The following is a 14,542-nucleotide window of genomic DNA, read 5'->3' as shown; positions in this document are numbered from 1 at the left end:
ATGCGCTGAACGGGTGACCTGTACTGGCCGTTCCACCGGCGCTCCACGCGTCGCTTTCCAGCCCCGCGCGCCCCTTCCGGGCTCCCCGTGCGCCCCGGGAGGAACCGTCATTTTCCTGGCGTGTCATGCCTCTTCGGTCACTGCCGCCTCACGGGCCGCATCCGGACCCTGCTCCAGCAGGACCGCGAAGCCCTCTTCGTTCAGCACGGGCACCTTGAGCTGCACGGCCTTGTCGTACTTCGACCCGGGGTTGTCACCGACCACCACGAAGCTGGTCTTCTTGGAAACGGAACCGGCCACTTTCGCTCCGAGGCTCTGGAGCGCCTCTTTTGCGCCATCCCTCGTGTGGTGCTCCAAAGTGCCGGTGACGACGACCGTCAACCCGGCCAGCGGGCGCGGTCCTTCCTCCTCGCCGGTCGTCTCCGCCTCCAGCAGGACGCCCGCCGCACGCCACTTGCGCAGGATCTCCCGGTGCCAGTCCTCCTCGAACCACTGCTTGAGGGAGGCCGCGATGGTCGGGCCGACGCCCTCGACCGCTGCCAGCTCCTCCTGGCTCGCCTGCTCGATGCGGTCGATCGAGCGGAACTCGCGCGCGAGCGCCTCCGCCGCCACCGGGCCGACATGACGGATGGACAGGCCGGTGATGATCCGGGCGAGCGGCCGCCGCTTGGCCGCCGCGATGTTCTCCAGCATGGCCAGGGCGTTCTTGCGCGGCTCGCCCTGCTGGTTGGCGAAGACCGTGGCGACCTTCTCCTCGCCGGTCTTGGGGTCACGCTTGGGCAGGCCGCTGTCCTGGTCCAGGACGTACGCCTTGATGGGCAGCAGCTGCTCGATGGTGAGATCGAACAGGTCGCCCTCGTCCACCAGCGGCGGCTCGGCCGGCTCCAGGGGCTTGGTCAGCGCGGCCGCGGCCACATAGCCGAAGTTCTCGATGTCGAGGCACTTGCGCCCGGCGAGGTAGAAGAGACGTTCACGCAGCTGCGCCGGGCACGTGCGGCCGTTCGGGCAGCGCAGGTCCACGTCGCCCTCCTTCATCGGCCGCAGCGGCGTCCCGCACTCGGGGCAGTCGGCGGGCATGACGAACTCCCGCTCCGTGCCGTCCCGCAGGTCCGCGACCGGCCCCAGGATCTCCGGGATGACGTCGCCGGCCTTGCGCAGCACGACCGTGTCCCCGATGAGGACGCCCTTGGCCTTGACCACGTCCTGGTTGTGCAGCGTGGCGAACTCGACCTCCGAACCCGCGACCGTGACCGGCTCCACCTGCGCGTAGGGCGTCACCCGGCCCGTCCGGCCCACGCCGACCCGGATGTTGACCAGCTTGGTGTTGACCTCCTCCGGCGCGTACTTCCAGGCGATCGCCCAGCGCGGCGCCCGCGAGGTGGAACCGAGCCGGCCCTGGAGCGGGATCTCGTCGAGCTTGACGACCACGCCGTCGATCTCGTGCTCCACCGAGTGCCGGTTCTCGCCGAAGTACGCGATGAACTCCCGTACGCCGTCGATGTCGTCGACGACCTTGTTGTGCCGGGCCGTCGGCAGGCCCCACTCGCGCAGCAGCCCGTACGCCTCCGACAGCCGGCTGATCTCCAGCCCTTCGCGCGCGCCGATGCCGTGCACCACCATGTGCAGCGGGCGTGTGGCGGTGATCTTCGGGTCCTTCTGGCGCAGCGAACCCGCCGCCGCGTTGCGCGGGTTGGCGAACGGCTTGTCACCGGCCTCCACCAGGCGGGCGTTGAGCTCCTCGAACTTCTCCATCGGGAAGTAGACCTCGCCGCGGATCTCGACGACGTCCGGGATGTGGTCGCCCTTCAGCCGGTCGGGCACGTCCGAGATGGTGCGGATGTTCGGCGTGATGTCCTCGCCCGTGCGGCCGTCGCCGCGCGTGGCCGCGCGCGTGAGGCGCCCCTTCTCGTACGTCAGGTTGACGGCGAGGCCGTCGACCTTGAGCTCGCACAGGAAGTGGTACGCCGAGGTGCCGACCTCCTTGGCGACGCGGTCCGCCCAGGCGGCCAGCTCCTCGTCGTCGAAGGCGTTGTCCAGCGACAGCATCCGCTCGCGGTGCTGGACGGCCGTGAACTCCGTCTCGTAGGCCCCCGCGACCTTCTGGGTCGGCGACTCGGGGGTGCGCAGTGCCGGGTACTGCTCCTCGATCGCCTCCAGCTCGCGCATGAGCCTGTCGAACTCCGCGTCGGAGACGACCGGGGCATCCTTCACGTAGTACCGGAAGCGGTGCTCCTCGATCTGCTCGGCGAGTTGGGCATGCTGCTCCCGCACATCGGCGGGCAGTGCCGTCTGCTGTTCGCCAGCCACCGTTTCGTCCTTCCGTCTGCCGTGCACCCGTTACTCAGGGTTGTCCGCGAGCGATCTCGCGGCCCGGACGCAGTGGGCGAGCGCCGCGCGTGCGTACGCGGGGGACGCGCCGGCGAGGCCGCAGGAAGGGGTGATCACGACCGACTCGGAGAGACTCCCCGGATTCAGCCCCAGCCTGCGCCACAGTGTCCGTACACCCTTGACGATATCGGCGCCCACTGACAATCCCGCCGATGCGGCCTCGGTGGAGGGGACGACGCCCGCGAAGAGCTTGGTGCCGCCTTCGACGGCCTCACCGATCACCTCCTCCTCACGCTCGGTGAGCAGGCCGAAATCGAACGAGATCCCGTGCGCCCCGGCGCGGCGCAGCAGCGCGAACGGCACATCGGGGGCGCACGAGTGCACCACCACCGGACCGTCCGTGACCGCGACGACGTCGCGCAGCGCGCTCTCGACGATCTGGCGGTCCACGGCACGGTGGGTGCGGTAGCCGCTCGCCGTGCGGATCCGCCCGCGCAGCACGGCGGTCAGGGACGGCTCGTCGAGCTGGAGCACGACCTGCGCGCCGGGCACCCTGCGGCGGACGTCGGCCAGGTGACCGCGCAGTCCTTCGGCGAGCGACGCGGCGAGGTCCCGGCAGGCGCCGGGGTCGCCCAGCGCCGCCTCGCCGCCGCGCAGTTCGAGGGACGCGGCGAGCGTCCAGGGGCCGACCGCCTGCACCTTGAGCGGGCCTTCGTACCCCTGCGTGAACTCCTCCAGCGCGTCCAGGTCCTCGCCCAGCCACGAGTGCGCGCGGCGGGTGTCGCGGCCCGGCCGGTCGCTGACGCGCCAGCCGCTGGGCTCGACATGGGCGTACATCTCGACGAGCAGCCCGATGGTGCGCCCGATCATGTCGGCGCCGGGCCCGCGGGCGGGCAGCTCGGCGAGGTACGGGAAGTCCTCGAAGGACCCGGTGACGGTCCGCGCGGTCTCCCGGGCGTCCGAGCCGGGCATGGAGCCGACGCCGGTCGCCGCTCCCCAGGTGAAGTCCTGTTTCTCGCTCACGCGGGAAGCGTACGTGGCCCGCGCGGCTCCGGCGCGGGCCCACTCCCCTCAGCGGCCCGGCCGCACCGTCAGGTCGTTGATCTCGGCGTCGCGCGGCAGGTCGAGGGCCGTGAGGATCGTCGTGGCGACCGACTCGGGGTCGATCCAGCGCTGCGGGTCGTACTCCTTGCCCTCCTGGGCGTGGACCTTGGCCTGCATCGGGCTCGCGGTGCGGCCCGGGTACACCGAGGTCACCCGCACGCCGGCCGCGTGCTCCTCCTGCCGCAGCGAGTCGGCCAGCGCCTTGAGCCCGTGCTTGGAGGCCGCGTAGGCGCTCCATTCGGCGTGGGCGTTCAGTCCGGCGCCGGAGTTGACGAAGACGACATGGCCCCGGGCCACACGCAACTGGGGCAGGAACAGGCGGGTCAGCTCGGCGGGCGCGATCAGGTTGACGTTCAGCTGGTGGCGCCACGTCTTGGGGGTCAGCTCGCCGACCTGGCCGAGGTCGACGATGCCGGCGCTGTGCAGCAGCGAGTCGATGCGCTCGGGCAGTGTCTGGTGGCCGAGCGCCCAGGAGATGCGGTCGGGCTCGGCGAGGTCGGCGACGAGGGTGCGGGCACCGGGGTACCGCACCGTGAGCTCCTTGGCGCGGCCCGCGTCCCGTGCCACGAGGACGAGCTCGTCGCCCCGCTCGTGCAGCCTGCGGGCGACCGCCGCGCCGATGCCGGATCCCGCGCCGGTGATCAGATGTGTAGCCATGCCCGCCATGCTCGCACTAGCGGATGCCGAGGCTCTCCTCCAGGTAGGCCATGGCGGCCACTCCGTCCTCGGCGAAGAACACCAGGTCGGCCAGGGGAACCGGCAGGAACCCCTCGTCCTCCATCCGCTGGAACTGCTCCTTCAGCCCGTCGTAGAAGCCGGCTGCGTTCAGCAGGACCACGGGCTTGGTGTGGTGGCCGTGCTTCTTGAGCTCCAGGATCTCGGTGGCCTCGTCCAGCGTCCCGGTGCCGCCGACCATGATGACGATCGCGTCGGACTTGGCCAGAAGCAGCGCCTTGCGCTCGGCGAGGTCCTTGGCGATGACCATCTCGTCGGCGGTGGCCCGCGCCTTGGACTGCAGGAACTCCACCGACACGCCGACCAGCCGGCCGCCCGCCTCCTCGACCCCGTCCGCGACGACCTTCATCAGCCCCACGTCGGAACCGCCCCACACCAGGGTGTGGCCGCCCTTGCCGATGAGCTCGGCGAACTCGCGCGCGGGGCGGGTGTAGCGGTCGTCGAGATCGGCGGCGGAGAGGAAGACGCAGATGTTCATGCGCCCACCGTACGGGCGCCCGGAAGCTCTCCGGAAATGTTTTCACCGCCACCGATGAGTGGTGCCGGGCGACCCGGTCTGCCCCCTCGTGGAGAACCCGAGCAGGACGCTCAACAGGACCGAATCGGCGGACGGCACACGCATCGTCTGTGAACTGCGCGGCGGCGCAGTGGCGTTGGCGTCGACGGCGGGGCGAGCCCGGCCGGGACGCGGCAGGCCGGCACCCGCGGTCGCGGCGGCACTCCCCCACGGCCGCCACCGGACCCTGACGGGCCGGACGCACGAGGTGGCGCCGCATGTGCTGGCGGCGCCGCTGATCAACTTTTTCGGGGCGTGACGGGGTAGAGGGCGCTGGCTGCCACCCGTCTCGCAGGCCCGTCCTGACCGGGCCGCGCCCCTTCGGAGGGCACCGCACATCGGATGAGTGCGATTACGGAGCTTCGGTCAGCACCGGCTGCTGAGGCAGTCCGCCGTTGTCCTTGCATTCCAGTTCCTCGGCCACGGCGAGGGACGCAGCATGGACGACGGTCAGACCGGCCTCACGGTGCTCATCGGAGTCCTTCTCGAGGCCGGAACCGAGACTGAGGCGCCCCTGGACCCTGAGAGGGCCGTCTGTCGACCCCTCCAGGTCAGGGCTCGCGCAGGTGAAGTAGATCTCCGCCATACCGGGCCCCGCAACAGCCTCTTCGCCCATCGCGTAGAACCGGGCACCGGCGGGCAGCTTCCCGGTCCCCACATCGGAAGGGTCATAGATCGAGAACGCAAGCGACCCTTGGTCCAGGGTCCGCGACCGCTTCGGTGCAAGCGGGCACAACTCGGTGGCACTGCTCCAGGAGCGACCGGATGCGAATCCGTCCCGAAGGGCATCGGCAACCCGCTTGACGGCATCACGGCCGGCGCTCCCGTACGGTCCGGAACCAAGGATGCGCTCGACTGCTTCGGAGGCCCTCTTCTCCTGGAACACACCGTCACATACGTCGGACGCGACCACGTAGAGCGGCGGCTCATCGGACTCCTCGCCTCCACAGGCCGCAGTCATGGCCCCCAGCAGCAGTGCCACGCCGACAGCAAAGGCCATGCTCACCCATGCGGATCTCACGTACCTACTCCTTCTTCACCGCGGCGTGTCAGCCCGTCTCGGGATCTGCGCCCTGCTGATCCTCGCGGTCGTTGCCGGTGCCATAGCCCACGCGCATGGATTCCTTCAAATCCTGACCGAAATTGCTGTTGTAGTCGATCCCGTGGTACCGGAGGAACCCCGTTATCGGGGCCTCTGCCATTCCCTCGCCGCCGGTGTACACCCTGGTCTTCTCCTCCCGCGTGAGCTCCTCCAAATTGTTCTTGTGCTCGTCAATCGACTTGTCTGAGACGTCTCCGACGACCTGGCCGATGACCTGCCCGACCGCACCGCTGGCCGTGTCCGTGGCCAGCGGGACGAGCACGGCCGCGGCACCGACGGCGGCGGTCGCTGGGAGGAAGGCGACACCTGCGGCCAGGGCGGTCGTGGCACCAAACTGGACCCAGCAGGACCGCGTCTGCACCTCCTTCTGGTACTCCTCGTGCGTCTTCAGATTGGTCGCCTCGACCTGATCAGCGCGGGACTTGTCGAGCATGCCCTGCAGCTCTGCTCCGGTGTGCACTGCGGAACGGGCTCGGCCGGTGTCGATCTTCCCGTTCTCGTTGACCTGCGCCTCGAGCACACTGGTCGTATAGATCTCGTTGGCCTTGGAGACGGTGGCGTAGGCATCGGGGTACTGACCGAGCACACTGAGCAGACTTCGGGCCGTTCCTCTGGCCAGGCTGAGGTGATTCTCTGCGTTCGCGGTCGGCGCGAAAATGCTCCCGGATTCACCCTTGTCAAGCGCCCAGTTGATGTCGTTCACATAGCCTGCAGTCATGTTGCCCACGCTGTCAGCGAGCGCCTCATGTTGCTTCAGCAGGGCACCGTCGTTCGCATACTTCTCGACCACCTGTTTCATGACCTCGGTAGTGGACGCATCGCGGACCGGCGTCGGATACGGGTCGTCCCAGGCATATCCGAGGGCACCTGCTTCAAGAGCGTGTCCGAGCGCGTCCGGAAGGTCACTGAGGGACCCTTTGAGCTCATCCGGGCCAAGGGTGTCAACGTCGCCGAAGGACTTCCAGTCCTTGTCCGTGAAGAAGTCGAGGTAGGTCGTGAACGACTTCCCATCCTTATCCTTCCCCAGTTCGGCAGTAGCCCCCTTGTTGACCGTCCCGTCCTCGTCGTAGGCCGTCGGCGGATCCGTGAAGAAGTGCTTGGCCGCGTCCGGACTGTGCCCCAGGGCTTCCAGCATCGCGACGGTCGGATCGTAGCCGGATCCGTTGACGCCGGACGGGTTGAACGGGTTCTTGAAGGGGCTGTTCACCATCTTGTTCTCGGCGAACATGTAAGGGTCCTTGGCGTGCAGCTGCGCCACGTGCTCGGCGATCGGGCTGAGGAACTTCGCGTCGTAGTTCCCGTACCGCATGATGCCGCCGAGCAGCTGGTAGCCGAAGGGGCCGTTGTAGTCGTGCTTGGCCAGCGGGATGCGCTCAGTACCGAGCTTGCGCAGTTCCGGACCCCACTCAGCGGTGAAGGTCTTGTCGTGGGAGGCGGTGGCGAGGGTGAGGCCGAGATTCTTCTGCAGGGCCTGGACGTCCTTCAGGCGCTCCTTGTCGAGCTTTCCGTATTCGTAGGTGTCCGTGGAGAGCTGACCGAAGAACGACAACGACTTCTCGGGTCCGAGCTTTTCGTAGAAGTTCTTCGAGAACTCCAGCGACTTGCTGTTGTCGTGCAGCAGTTCATTGAGCGCCTGGAGCTCGGTGTGCGTGATATCACGCCCCTTGGCGGCAAGAGCAGCGGCATGAGCGGCCTCTTCCTGGTCCAGGCTCTTGTACTTGGGGGCGGTGAAGTTGTGGTCATCCGTCACGTTAGCCGCGAGGGCGCGCTTCAGTGATTCGTCGGCGTCGGAACAGTCATCGACGATCTGATCAATCCTCTTCTGCCAGGAGGCGACGGCTTCCTTCTGCTTTCGCACGGCTTCCTGGTACAGGGCGCGATCCGTGTCGTTCCGAGCCGCCTCGTTCTCCTCCAGATCGTGCCGAGGCGTGACCTTGCCGTTGGCGTTCACATGGATGCCCGCGGCGGGCCCGTCCTCGTCCCTGATCCTGACCAATGCGTCCTTGGCCGTCTTGAATGCGGTGTGAGCTTCCCCGAGCAGCAGTTTGATGCCCTTGGCCTGTGCGGCAGCATCGTCGAACTCGTTGGCTGTCTTGGCGATGAAGGGCCTGGTCACATCTGAGTTGGCGCCCTGCCATCGAGCCTTGTCGGATTTCGCCTTCATGCCCTGCCGGGCGTCGTCGGCGAGCTTCTCCAACTTGGCCACCATTTCCGACCAGTCGTCCGCAGCTTCCTTCAGCTTGCCGACAGGCGCGTTGACGACTTCGACGAAAGTCAGCATGGCGCTTCCCCCACGGACTACTTGAAGTATTCGTTGATCTTGGACACAGAGGTCAGACTGCCGCCGATGTCTGCATCGTTCTTGGCATGGGTGGACCTGGTGTAGTCGAGGTGGTTGGAGATCCGTGCACAGGCGTCCAGGAGCGTCCGCAACTGCTTGTTCCAGCGATCGTGCACCTTCAGCAGTTCCGACCCGCTGGTGAAGCCGCCGTTCGTCAGGGCGATCGCCGCATTGAAGGTTGAAGGACGGGCGTGATCACCGTCCCGAGAGAGCCGACCGTAGAGCACGTGGGCTTCGTGGCCGACTGCTCCGAGGTCGTCCTTGTTCACCACCAGATCAGCAGCACCGCCAAAGGCTCCAGAGCCTTGACCAACTCGATTCAGTTGCATCTGTGCCGACTGGCGCTCAGTGGCTTCGGTCTTGATCTGTTCCCACTCGTCCCAAGCCATCATGTGCCCCCGTTCGACCTGTCCTGGTTGTGCGGTGGGGTGTTTGGCGGGCGCGTAGGAGGCTGAGGCACTCCGTACGCGTGCGGAGCGGCGGCGGCGCCTTGTCGCCCATGTGCTCAGCCATGCCCCCATCCGGTCACACCAGTGGCACGTGCACCACAGCACCCTCCCAAGCCACTGCACAAGTGGACCATTCTAGGCACTAAGGGACATGGGTTTCACAGGAGCAACGGGGCCAAATGGGTGGGTGATCCGGCCGATTCACTCGATCCGGGCCCGTTCTCAGGCCCGCCCGAGACCCCGCGCTGCCGACGAGGCACAGAGAGGTCCGGTCTCACGCGGCGAGGTGCCGGCCGGTGTCACCGGGCCTCACCGAGCCGGCGTCCGAGACGCTCACACGCAGCACGAGGTGCGGCCAGGGGACGGACCGAGGCGCGTCCCCACGCGTAACGGACGGAGTCGGTGGCCAGCTCACCGGCAAGCTGGGCACGGTCGGCAAGTTCGAGCGATTCCAGGGCCGCGAGCGACGGGGAGTTCGTACTCCCAGGAGGGGATGTTCGGTGTCCGCCGGCACCGACTCGCGGGGCCGGCCCCGCCCTCACGCCGCCGCGGTTGCCCGCCGCGTCGTCGCGATCGTCGCCGAGCCGACCACGCGCGTCCCGTCGTAGAGCACGATCGCCTGGCCCGGCGCCACCGCGCGGACCGGCTCGGTGAAGGTGACGTGCAGCTCGCCGTCGACCAGCTCCGCCGTCGCCTCCGTCTCGCCGCCGTGGGCGCGCAGCTGCGCCGTGTACGTCGCCGGGCCCCCGGGGGCCGCGCCGCACCAGCGGGGCTTGATCGCCGTCAGGGCGGTGACGTCCAGGGCCTCGGCAGGACCGACCGTCACCGTGTTGTTCACCGGGGAGATGTCGAGCACGTAGCGCGGCTTGCCGTCCGGGGCGGGGTGGCCGATGCGCAGGCCCTTGCGCTGGCCGATCGTGAAGCCGAAGGCGCCGTCGTGGCTGCCCACCCGGTTGCCCGCCTCGTCGACGATGTCGCCCTCCGCCTTGCCGAGGCGGTTCGCCAGGAAGCCCTGGGTGTCGCCGTCGGCGATGAAGCAGATGTCGTGGCTGTCGGGCTTCTTCGCGACCGCGAGCCCGCGCCGCTCGGCCTCGGCCCGGATCTCGTCCTTGGTGGTGAGCGTGTCGCCGAGCGGGAACATCGCGTGGGCGAGCTGCTTCTCGTCGAGGACGCCGAGCACGTACGACTGGTCCTTGGCCATGTCGCTGGCGCGGTGCAGCTCGCGCGTGCCGTCCTCTTTGACGACCACGGTCGCGTAGTGGCCGGTGCACACGGCGTCGAAGCCGAGCGCGAGCGCCTTGTCGAGCAGCGCGGCGAACTTGATCTTCTCGTTGCACCGCAGGCACGGGTTGGGCGTCCGGCCGGCCTCGTACTCGGCGATGAAGTCCTCGACCACGTCCTCACGGAAGCGCTCGGCGAGGTCCCACACGTAGAAGGGGATGCCGATCACGTCCGCTGCGCGGCGGGCGTCGCGCGAGTCCTCGATGGTGCAGCAGCCGCGGGCGCCCGTACGGAACGACTGCGGGTTCGCGGAGAGCGCCAGGTGGACGCCGGTGACGTCGTGCCCGGCCTCGGCGGCGCGGGCGGCGGCGACAGCGGAGTCGACGCCGCCTGACATGGCGGCGAGCACACGGAGGGGGCGCGGGGAAGTCTCAGTCATAGCCCTACCAGGGTACGGGGCCCGGGAACCGATGACCGCTGAGTGTGCGTTGTGGTCGTCATGGGGAGCGAGAAGAAGCACGGCAAGCGCAAGGGCGTGAGCCGGCGGGCCGTGCTGATCGGGGGCGGGGCCGTGGTCGTCGGCGGCGGTGTCGTGGCCGGCGAGGAGATACGCCGAATCTGGCGCGGTATGCCGTGGGTGCGCACGCCGCGCAAGCCGGGCGAGATCGATCATGCCGGGGCGCAGTGGATCGCGGCGAACGCCGCGAACTGGCGGCTGGCCGACCGCCCCGACGACTACACGATCGACCGTGTGATCATCCATGTCGTCCAGGGCAGCTATCCGACGGCGCTGAAGGTCTTCAAGGATCCGCTCCACGGGGCGGCGACGCACTACGTGGTCCGCAAGGACGGTCATGTGGCGCAGATGATCCGCGAGCTGGACGTCGCCTACCACGCGGGCAACCGCTCGTTCAACGAGCGCAGTATCGGCATCGAGCACGAGGGTTTCGTGGACCGCCCGCAGGATTTCACGGACGCGATGTACCGCGCGTCCGCGAAGCTGACGGCCGGCATCTGCGCGCGGTACGCGATACCCGTCGACCGCGAGCACATCATCGGCCACATCGAGGTCCCGGGGACCGACCACACGGACCCGGGACCGCACTGGGACTGGAAGCGCTACATGAAGCTGGTGCGGGAGGCGGCGGCCGAGCAGGGCCCGGCCTCGGCTCGCGCGCGGCGCCCCGCTAGCTGAGTCCTGCCGTACGGGCCCGTTCGACGGCGGGCCCGATGGCCTGGGCCACCGCGTCCACGTCGGCCTTCGTGGAGGTGTGGCCGAGACTGAAGCGCAGCGTCCCGCGTGCCAGGTCCGGGTCGGCACCGGTGGCGAGCAGTACGTGGCTGGGCTGGGCGACCCCCGCCGTGCAGGCGGAGCCCGTGGAGCACGCGATGCCCTGTGCGTCCAGCAGCAGGAGCAGGGAGTCGCCCTCGCAGCCCGGGAAGGTGAAGTGGGCGTTGGCGGGCAGCCGGTCGACCGGGTCGCCGCCGAGGATCGCGTCCGGCACGGCCGCGCGCACCACGCGGACGAGCTCGTCGCGCAGTGCGCCGATGTCCCGGGCGAAGTCCTCCCGGCGTTCGGCGGCCAGCCGCCCGGCGACGGCGAAGGAGGCGATGGCGGGGGCGTCGAGCGTGCCGGAGCGCACGTGCCGCTCCTGGCCGCCGCCGTGCAGCACGGGAACGGGGCTGTACTCGCGGCCGAGCAGCAGCGCGCCGATGCCGTACGGGCCGCCGATCTTGTGGGCGGAGACGGTCATCGCGGCGAGCCCCGAGGCGGCGAAGTCGACGTCGAGCTGGCCGACGGCCTGTACCGCGTCGGCGTGCAGCGGAATGCCGAACTCGCGGCAAACCGCGGCCAGTTCGGCGACAGGGAAGACCGTGCCGATCTCGTTGTTGGCCCACATCACGGTGGCCAGCGCCACGTCGTCGGGGTTGCGCGCGATCGCCTCGCGCAGGGCCTCGGGGTGGACTCTGCCGTACGTGTCGACCGGCAGGTACTCGACGGACGCGCCCTCGTGCTCGGCGAGCCAGTCGACGGCGTCGAGGACGGCGTGGTGCTCGACGGGGCTGGCGAGGACGCGGGTGCGCGCCGGGTCGGCGTCGCGCCTCGACCAGTACAGACCCTTGACGGCGAGGTTGTCGGCCTCGGTGCCGCCTGAGGTGAAGACGACTTCGCTGGGCCGTGCGCCGAGGGCTTCGGCGAGCGTCTCGCGGGCCTCCTCGACGGTACGGCGGGCCCGTCGCCCGGCGGCGTGCAGCGCGGAGGCGTTGCCGGTGACGGCGAGGTGGGCGGTCATCGCCTCGACCGCCTCCGGAAGCATCGGAGTGGTCGCGGCGTGGTCGAGGTATGCCATGGTGGCCTCGATTCTACGAGGCGCTGCGGGGGCGCGGATGCGGCGCAGGGGTGCACGGGCCGTCCTGGGCGCGTGCGGCAGAGGGGCGGGGGCGGCTCTCCCCGGCGCGGGGCCCCGGTGACGGCGACCGGTGGCGGCGGCCGATGCTCGGCGACCGGTGACGGCGGCCGGTGGCGGCCGACGCTCGGCATCCGGTGGCGGCTCAGGTGCCGAAGCCCCAGACGACCGAGCCGTTCACCGTCACGAGGACGGCGAGGACCACGAGGTCGGCGATGCCGAGTGCGAGCCCGAGGAGGGCGCGGCCGCGGCGGCCGGTGCCGTGCCGCAGGGCGAGCGCGGCGAGTACGACGGCCGTGGGGCCCAGCAGGATGTTCATCACGAGGAGCCCGACGAGGCCGAGCACGAAGGCGGCGACGGCCATGCCGTCGGCGTCCTTGCGCCGCTCGTCGGCGCGTACACGCATGGCGAGTTGCATGACGTTCTTCTCCTTCCGGGGTGCTTGCCGGGTCAGTTGCGGCGGCTGCGGCGCTCGCGCACCGCGAAGACGAGCAGCCAGCAGCCGATGACGGCGGCGGCCACGAGGGAGACCGAGGCGGGGAGTTGGACCACAGCGCCCAGCATCACGCCCATGAGGAGGAGTGCTGCGACGAGGACAATCACGGTCGTCCTTTCGGTGAACTTTGAGAGTACGACTGTGCACTGACTTTCCAGTCTACTATCCCTTCTTCAGAGAACGGCTGTTTACTGAATGCCATGAGTCACACCGTCGGCATCCGCCAGGCGCAGAAGCAGAAGACCCGTCAGGCGCTCCTGGACGCGGCCCTGCGGCTGCTGGAGGAACAGAGCCTGAGCAGCCTGGGGCTGCGGGAGGTGACCCGGGCCGTGGGTGTCGCGCCGACCGCCTTCTACCGGCACTTCCGGGACACGGCCGACCTCGGCGTCGCGCTCGTCGAGGAGACGCTCGGCAGCCTCCACGCGACCATCGCGCAGGCCATGACCGAGCCCGCGGACTCGGCGCGCATCGACCGTACGGTGGCGCTGATCGCCGACCTGGTGCGGACCTCGCCGGCACATGTGCGTTTCGTCGCGCGCGAACGCCATGGCGGTGTGGCACCGGTACGGGAGGCGATAGCCGAGCAGTTGCGGCGGTTCACCGACGAAGTGGCGGCGGTGTTCGCGCGCGACGCGGGTGCGGAGGGATGGAGCGAGGACGACCTGCACATGCTGGCCGGGCTGTACGTCGACCACATGATGACGACGGCGTCGTCGTTCCTGGAGGCGGGGCCGGAGGGCGAGGAGCGGGTGAGCGGGCTGGCCCGGAGACGGTTGCGACTGGTGAACCTGGGGCGGGAACACTGGCTGGATTGAGCAGGCGGCGGCCGTCGCGGGACGCCGTGAACGGCGCTGCGCCCGCGAGGACGGCCTCACGGGCGCAAGCGAAAGATGCGCGCGGGCGCATCACATCTAGGGGCGGCGCCCCCGGGCGTCAGGCGCGGGGAGCCTTGGCGAGCTGGCGGGACTGGGCCACCAGGCGGTCCGCAGAGTCCCAGACCTCCGCGTCCTCCTCCAGGAACCCGCCCGCCAGGTTGCGCGTCGTGATCGACACGCGCAGCGGGCCCGGCGCCGGGCGGCAGCGGACGTGCGTCGTCAGTTCCACGGTCGGCGTCCAGCCCGTCAGGCCCAGCTCGAACGACGTCGGCGGCAGCGCGTCCACCGTCAGCAGCAGCGACAGCGGGTCCGCGTCACGCCCGTCCGCCAGCGCGAACCAGCCCCGCATCTCGCCCTTGCCCGACGGCGCGCCGATCGCCCAGCCGACCGTCGCCGGGTCCAGCTTGATGTCCAGGCGCTCGGTGATCGCCGAGCTTCCGGGGATGGGAGCCGGACCGTCCGAGGGCCCGAAGCAGTGCTCCACCGGCGGGATCGCCGGCGGCTTCGCCGAGGTGCGCACATCGTCGGGGAGCCCGTCCAGGTCCCCGTACGAGGCGAGCACCCGGATGCGCTCCACCTCCGTGCCGTCGTCCTCGAACTGGAAGAGCGAGGCCTGACCCGTGGAGAGCGTGCGGCCGGTGCGGATCACCTCGGTACGGATCACCGCCGGACCCGGCCGGGACGCCGTGAGGTAGTGCGCGGACACCGTGAACGGGTCCGGGTGCGGCAGCGCGTCCCCGAGCGCCCGGCCCAGCATCGCGAGCAGGTAGCCGCCGTTCACCGCCTGGATGATCGTCCAGCCCGCCGAGAGCTCGGCGTCGTAGACACCGGTCTCGCGCAGGGTGACCGCGGTGTCGCGGTCGAACTCGCTGTCCCCGACGGTCGCGCGCGCCGTCTGTGCTGCCTCAGCCATGCCGGTACCGTACA

At 69.6% G+C, this 14,542-nt stretch carries 14 protein-coding genes; 2 read left to right on the top strand and 12 right to left on the bottom strand.

What is annotated here, in order from left to right:
* Window positions 1-123 precede the first annotated feature (123 nt).
* From ligA to mnmA, 8 genes are all read right to left on the bottom strand, one after another.
* Window positions 124-2,307 carry an NAD-dependent DNA ligase LigA gene (gene ligA, locus AB0K02_RS27465; protein ID WP_365995211.1) on the bottom strand — a complete coding sequence of 728 codons (2,184 nt, stop codon included), beginning with the start codon at window positions 2,305-2,307 and terminating at the stop codon, window positions 124-126.
* Window positions 2,308-2,337: 30 nt separating this feature from the next.
* On the bottom strand, window positions 2,338-3,351 hold the full coding sequence (locus tag AB0K02_RS27460) for a methionine synthase (protein WP_365995210.1): 1,014 nt from the start codon (window positions 3,349-3,351) through the stop codon (window positions 2,338-2,340).
* Window positions 3,352-3,399: 48 nt separating this feature from the next.
* Window positions 3,400-4,098: an SDR family oxidoreductase gene (locus tag AB0K02_RS27455; RefSeq protein ID WP_365995209.1), complete on the bottom strand. Its 699-nt coding sequence runs from the start codon at window positions 4,096-4,098 to the stop codon at window positions 3,400-3,402.
* A gap of 7 nt (window positions 4,099-4,105) precedes the next feature.
* On the bottom strand, window positions 4,106-4,645 hold the full coding sequence (locus AB0K02_RS27450; protein WP_365995208.1) for a TIGR00730 family Rossman fold protein: 540 nt from the start codon (window positions 4,643-4,645) through the stop codon (window positions 4,106-4,108).
* A 430-nt stretch (window positions 4,646-5,075) separates the two neighbouring features.
* A complete protein-coding gene (locus AB0K02_RS27445) occupies window positions 5,076-5,744 on the bottom strand; it encodes a hypothetical protein (protein WP_365995207.1) in 669 nt (222 codons plus the stop codon).
* Between the two features lie 28 nt (window positions 5,745-5,772).
* The gene (locus AB0K02_RS27440; protein WP_365995206.1) at window positions 5,773-8,106 is read right to left on the bottom strand and encodes a hypothetical protein; all 2,334 of its coding nucleotides are present in this window, start codon (window positions 8,104-8,106) and stop codon (window positions 5,773-5,775) included.
* Window positions 8,107-8,123: 17 nt separating this feature from the next.
* Entirely contained in the window at window positions 8,124-8,555 is a 432-nt protein-coding gene (locus AB0K02_RS27435; protein ID WP_365995246.1) for a hypothetical protein, read from the bottom strand.
* Window positions 8,556-9,153: 598 nt separating this feature from the next.
* A complete protein-coding gene (mnmA, locus tag AB0K02_RS27430) occupies window positions 9,154-10,275 on the bottom strand; it encodes a tRNA 2-thiouridine(34) synthase MnmA (RefSeq protein WP_365995205.1) in 1,122 nt (373 codons plus the stop codon).
* A gap of 60 nt (window positions 10,276-10,335) precedes the next feature.
* Here mnmA and AB0K02_RS27425 point away from each other — a divergent pair, with 60 nt between their 5' ends.
* Window positions 10,336-11,031, top strand: a complete 696-nt coding sequence (locus tag AB0K02_RS27425; protein ID WP_365995204.1) for an N-acetylmuramoyl-L-alanine amidase — start codon at window positions 10,336-10,338, stop codon at window positions 11,029-11,031.
* Here the strand turns inward: AB0K02_RS27425 and AB0K02_RS27420 are convergent.
* The 3 genes from AB0K02_RS27420 to AB0K02_RS27410 form a co-directional block, all read right to left on the bottom strand.
* Window positions 11,024-12,187: a cysteine desulfurase family protein gene (locus AB0K02_RS27420; protein WP_365995203.1), complete on the bottom strand. Its 1,164-nt coding sequence runs from the start codon at window positions 12,185-12,187 to the stop codon at window positions 11,024-11,026. The two genes, AB0K02_RS27425 and AB0K02_RS27420, sit on opposite strands and share 8 nt — an antisense overlap.
* Window positions 12,188-12,389: 202 nt before the next feature.
* The gene (locus AB0K02_RS27415) at window positions 12,390-12,662 is read right to left on the bottom strand and encodes a DUF4190 domain-containing protein (RefSeq protein ID WP_365995202.1); all 273 of its coding nucleotides are present in this window, start codon (window positions 12,660-12,662) and stop codon (window positions 12,390-12,392) included.
* A 32-nt stretch (window positions 12,663-12,694) separates the two neighbouring features.
* Entirely contained in the window at window positions 12,695-12,847 is a 153-nt protein-coding gene (locus AB0K02_RS27410) for a hypothetical protein (RefSeq protein ID WP_365995201.1), read from the bottom strand.
* A gap of 93 nt (window positions 12,848-12,940) precedes the next feature.
* Here AB0K02_RS27410 and AB0K02_RS27405 point away from each other — a divergent pair, with 93 nt between their 5' ends.
* Window positions 12,941-13,555, top strand: a complete 615-nt coding sequence (locus AB0K02_RS27405; protein ID WP_365995200.1) for a TetR family transcriptional regulator — start codon at window positions 12,941-12,943, stop codon at window positions 13,553-13,555.
* Window positions 13,556-13,673: 118 nt separating this feature from the next.
* Here AB0K02_RS27405 and AB0K02_RS27400 read toward each other — a convergent pair whose 3' ends face one another.
* On the bottom strand, window positions 13,674-14,528 hold the full coding sequence (locus AB0K02_RS27400; protein WP_365995199.1) for a thioesterase family protein: 855 nt from the start codon (window positions 14,526-14,528) through the stop codon (window positions 13,674-13,676).
* Window positions 14,529-14,542: the final 14 nt, after the last annotated feature.

The sequence above is a fragment of the Streptomyces sp. NPDC049597 genome (genome assembly GCF_040675505.1).
Taxonomy (GTDB): domain Bacteria; phylum Actinomycetota; class Actinomycetes; order Streptomycetales; family Streptomycetaceae; genus Streptomyces.
This window is presented reverse-complemented; position numbering and strand designations above follow the sequence as displayed.